Annotated in this window: 8 protein-coding genes; all 8 read right to left on the reverse strand. The window is 42.8% G+C overall.

All coding sequences use genetic code 11. From position 1 onward, the window contains the following. Positions 1-319 (reverse strand): hypothetical protein (locus WC310_05890; GenBank protein MFA5359313.1); only part of this gene is annotated, 319 nt, incomplete at its 3' end. A gap of 112 nt (positions 320-431) precedes the next feature. Continuing rightward, positions 432-641, reverse strand: a complete 210-nt coding sequence (locus WC310_05895; GenBank protein ID MFA5359314.1) for a hypothetical protein — start codon at positions 639-641, stop codon at positions 432-434. 16 nt (positions 642-657) lie between these two features. After that, on the reverse strand, positions 658-975 hold the full coding sequence (locus WC310_05900; protein MFA5359315.1) for a hypothetical protein: 318 nt from the start codon (positions 973-975) through the stop codon (positions 658-660). Continuing rightward, a complete protein-coding gene (locus WC310_05905) occupies positions 972-1,205 on the reverse strand; it encodes a hypothetical protein (protein ID MFA5359316.1) in 234 nt (77 codons plus the stop codon). Before WC310_05905 ends, WC310_05900 begins: the two co-directional genes overlap by 4 nt. A 4-nt stretch (positions 1,206-1,209) precedes the next feature. Beyond that, positions 1,210-1,923 (reverse strand): hypothetical protein, encoded by a 714-nt coding sequence (locus tag WC310_05910; GenBank protein MFA5359317.1) that lies wholly within the window; start codon positions 1,921-1,923, stop codon positions 1,210-1,212. After that, positions 1,923-2,825: a hypothetical protein gene (locus WC310_05915; protein MFA5359318.1), complete on the reverse strand. Its 903-nt coding sequence runs from the start codon at positions 2,823-2,825 to the stop codon at positions 1,923-1,925. Before WC310_05915 ends, WC310_05910 begins: the two co-directional genes overlap by 1 nt. 20 nt (positions 2,826-2,845) lie before the next feature. Then, positions 2,846-3,403 (reverse strand): Imm5 family immunity protein, encoded by a 558-nt coding sequence (locus tag WC310_05920; GenBank protein ID MFA5359319.1) that lies wholly within the window; start codon positions 3,401-3,403, stop codon positions 2,846-2,848. Between the two features lie 13 nt (positions 3,404-3,416). Further along, on the reverse strand, positions 3,417-3,756 hold a 340-nt coding region (locus tag WC310_05925; GenBank protein ID MFA5359320.1), incomplete at its 5' end, for a hypothetical protein.

Raw genomic sequence — 3,756 nt, forward strand, 5'->3', positions numbered from 1 at the left:
CGGTGCCTCTGATTGCCTGATTGTCGCCGGTGCCGCTGATTTTTTTTTGGGCCATAGCAACCGCAATTTCCGCCATTTCCAGCATTGACAACATTTTAACTATTGTTATTTTTCCGCAAACCCTTTTTGTATCGTTACTTTCTTTTTTATCTGATACATTTTCAGCCTCGATTTCCGCATAAACACTTTCTGACGGGGCATAATGGCCAAAAACGTCAAGCGGGTGTTCGCAAAAATGGAAACCGCTACTGCAAAGCTTAACTGTCCCTTCGTGTTCGTAAGTTTTTCCAACTGTAAATTGGTATCCTTTGCAGGTCATATTTTTACTGAATCCTTTATATCCTTTCATCTTGTTCTCCTTTTTTTGTATCAGGGGGAAAGGAACGGTTAGGGAGTTAAGGGAGGATTTTCCGCACTTTCCCACCTGATAATTAGTTTTTAACTTCCGATTTTAAATTGTCTTTATTAAAAATATCAGCCGTTGATTTCTCGTATAAAGCAACCCGTAAATATTCAGCAAGATTATATTTAAGCCTTTCCGCTTCACGTGTAAAAAAACTCTTTTCCTTGCCGGTACAATACATTACAATTTTTTCCTTTTTCCTGTCTGCTTTTCCCGGTCTGCCACTTTTCTTTTTCATTTCATTCTCCTTTTTTTTATTTGCTTTCATTGTATTCTTTTGACCTTATCGTCAAATATAGGGCCTGAAAAATCCTCAATAAATGCCGTTCCTCGATTGTTGCCGCTAATCCAGCCCGTTCAATTTTTGCCTCTGTTACCTTGCCCCCGTCCTCTTTGATTGTAACTCCTATATTTGCTTTAATGCGGTCAATCTCTCGCTCAATTTCGCTTGTTGCCATTGATATTATGGTATCGGCAAAAACTAACCGGTCATAAGGGCAGATATTGTTTTCTATTGCTTCACGTTCTACCTTGTAAATTTTGGTATATCTTTTGATTTCATCTTCCGTCACTCTGTCACCCCCGCATTTTTTGCCACTTCGTAATATTTGCCCGTAAAATTACAGTAGTAAAATTTGCCCTGTTCGGTGTTTTTGTGCTTTATCCAGTCAAGCGGAAAATTGTAGATGTGTTCACGCATTGTAAAATCCGTAAGCCATGCAAGCAACTCGCCTAAACCATTATGTCCTGATATATTGCTGTAAATTTGTACTATTTCGCCATTATTTGATTTCTTTATCATGGTTTCACCTGTTTGAAAATTTGGCTTTCTCAAATATTCTTACGCCTGCAATCTCTCTTTTACCACCCTTGACGGCTTCCCTGATTAATTTGTCAACCGGTTCGCAAAATTCCCGGGGCACAAGTAGCGGCTGAACGACTTCAAATGTCCACTCTATGCTTGCTGTGGTTGCGCCATTACCGCCTAACACCGTTACCGCCGAATTTATTTTCTTGTTCTTTAACGCTTGCTGGTCCGTCTCTATGTTTTCTGCGGCCGCCATTGCCATTATCCCTATGGTTTCACTTTTTGCGCCCGTCTGCTCTGCCTGCTGTACGGCTAAATCGAGCATTTTCTGTTTTTCGGCTTCTAACCTTTTATTTTCCTCTTCCCTGAATTTTCTTATTGCTTCCTCTTTTCGCTTGTTTTCTGCAATTGCATAGGCCCACATACCGACCTCAATTTTACGCCTGACAACTTCAAGGTTATCGGCTATCGGTTTATATGTTTTGTCAATCGCCTTACCCTCGGACAAAGCAGGGGCCTTTAATTCAGTTCTGCTTTCCTCAAGAGATTTTAAAACCATTTTAACTCTTGCAAGCAAATCCCCTGCTATCCTGTAATTTTCGCCGTCTGTTATTTCTTTAACTTCGAGCGTTTTAAAGTACTCAATTTCAGCACTTACCGCCTGTATCTTTTCCAAAATTTCAGGCTGTCCAATTCTTTTTAATGTGTCCATTAGAAAACCACCTCAACCTTTCCGGCAAAGTAGTATTTTTTACTGTTTGAAATTGTCGTTTTTATGTCTGAAAATTTAACAAGCGCACCCTCGGCCACATTTTCGGGCGTTGTTTCTCTGTCTGTGTCTATGTAGCGGATTGCAAGTTCGTTTTCCTCGACCAAATAATTAAAGTGTTTCGGTATAAACTTGTTATCCTGCTTTTTTATTATCTTTACCACTATTTCAGTATTGCCCTGAGTTGCAGGAGCCTTGGGCTGTTCTTTTTTCGGCTCTACTGTCGTTGCTGTTGCCGGGGCTGTCTGTACCGTCTTAGGCGTTTCTGCCTTGCCTTCTGATTCCATGTCCTCTATGTCCTGCGTGAATTTATCACTTGCCCCAGTTGCTATCAGCGTTACTGCCGTTAACGCCCTTTTTTCTGCCATTTTCCGGCATGTATTATACGTGTCTGCTATATTTTCGTTCTCTTTGCTGTACCTGTAACGATATTTCTTTTCCATTGTTGCGCATGAACCGGAAGCCTGTCCCACTTTTTCGCCGAAGTAGTAAAGCCGTGCTTTTGAATTGTATTCCCTGTGTCCGTTCTCAAGGTTTACAACTTCCGTGTCAATGTCGAATGTAAGTTTGAAAAGTTTTATTAGCATTTCAGTTCCAGGCTTAAGCAGGGCCGGGCGTTCGCCACATCCCGGAACGACCCCAAAATGTACGCCCTCTTTAAGTACCGATTTTAACATATCGTCCATTGCTTCCTTCTGTTCCTTTATTTTTGATATTTCCTGCCTGTAATTAACCGCCGGAGCGGTTGTTGGTTTCCTGACAGCAACCGCTTCCATTTCTTCTATTTCTTTTCTGCTCCGCTCCAACGCCTGCGTAAAATTTTTTTCACCTTCTAAATTTTCCATTCTTTTCTCCTTTTATTTTATTATTTTACGTTAGCTAAAAGCTCTAACCCAAAATTTACTATCTTTTCTTTTGTCCCTTTTACGGCTGCGGCGTCTGCGGCGTATGCGGCTGCGGATTTGGCGGATGCGGCGTCTGCGGCGGCTACGGCGGCTACGGCGGCGGCTACGGCGTATGCTGCGGCTGCGGATTTGGCGGATGCTGCGGATTTGGCGGATGCGGCGTATGCTGCGGCTGCGGCGTCTGCGGCGGATGCGGCGGATGCGGCGGCGTCTACGTTTTTTTCTGTTGGACTTTCCAGATATTTTTCTGCCGCTTCAATTGCCTTTCTTGGCCTTTTATCTTCCGGATATTTTGCCTCAAAAATAGGCAACACCAGTTTTGCCGCAAAAATTGCATATCTACGTTTGTCGTCGATAGGTATCGCCCTGGACAGCAACCAGTTAGCATGGCTGTAATTTTCTTCGGCCATTAATGCTTTTGCCGTTTCTTCTACCGTGTCTTTTCCATTTTTGTTGTACCACTCCATGCCTTTGCTGCATGCGTTCCAATTTATCAAATCCTCTTTTGTTAGTTTCATTTTAATCTCCTTTTTATTTGGCTTTTACAAATTTTCCGTTTTTTAATATATAAAACGTGTCTGCCTTTATTTTTTTGCCATCAACTTTTGTCATTTTTGCGTATTTTAAAACATATTTATTGTCTGTTTTTATCCACTCGGCAAGTGCGATATAGCAACCCATGGCACCTTTTGCCTTTCCGGCAAGGCCCCATGCAATGGCAACACTGTCTTCACCGGTGCCTCTGATTGCCTGATTGTATCCGGTGCCGCTGATTGCCTGACTGTCGCCGGTGCCGCTGATTGCCTGACTGTCGCCGGTGCCCCCGATTTCCTGTCTGTCCCTGGTGCCCACGATTTCCTGCTGTTCGACC

The sequence above is a fragment of the Patescibacteria group bacterium genome, assembly GCA_041653535.1.
In the GTDB taxonomy this organism is placed as follows: Bacteria; Patescibacteriota; Patescibacteriia; order JACRDY01; family JACRDY01; genus JBAZFH01.

Bases quoted from the DNA above. Each gene is read 5' to 3' on its own strand.
- WC310_05910 (MFA5359317.1), bottom strand. From the start codon at position 1,923: ATGGACACATTAAAAAGAATTGGACAGCCTGAAATTTTGGAAAAGATA.
- WC310_05905 (MFA5359316.1), bottom strand. From the start codon at position 1,205: ATGATAAAGAAATCAAATAATGGCGAAATAGTACAAATTTACAGCAAT.
- WC310_05915 (MFA5359318.1), bottom strand. From the start codon at position 2,825: ATGGAAAATTTAGAAGGTGAAAAAAATTTTACGCAGGCGTTGGAGCGG.
- WC310_05920 (MFA5359319.1), bottom strand. From the start codon at position 3,403: ATGAAACTAACAAAAGAGGATTTGATAAATTGGAACGCATGCAGCAAA.
- WC310_05895 (MFA5359314.1), bottom strand. From the start codon at position 641: ATGAAAAAGAAAAGTGGCAGACCGGGAAAAGCAGACAGGAAAAAGGAA.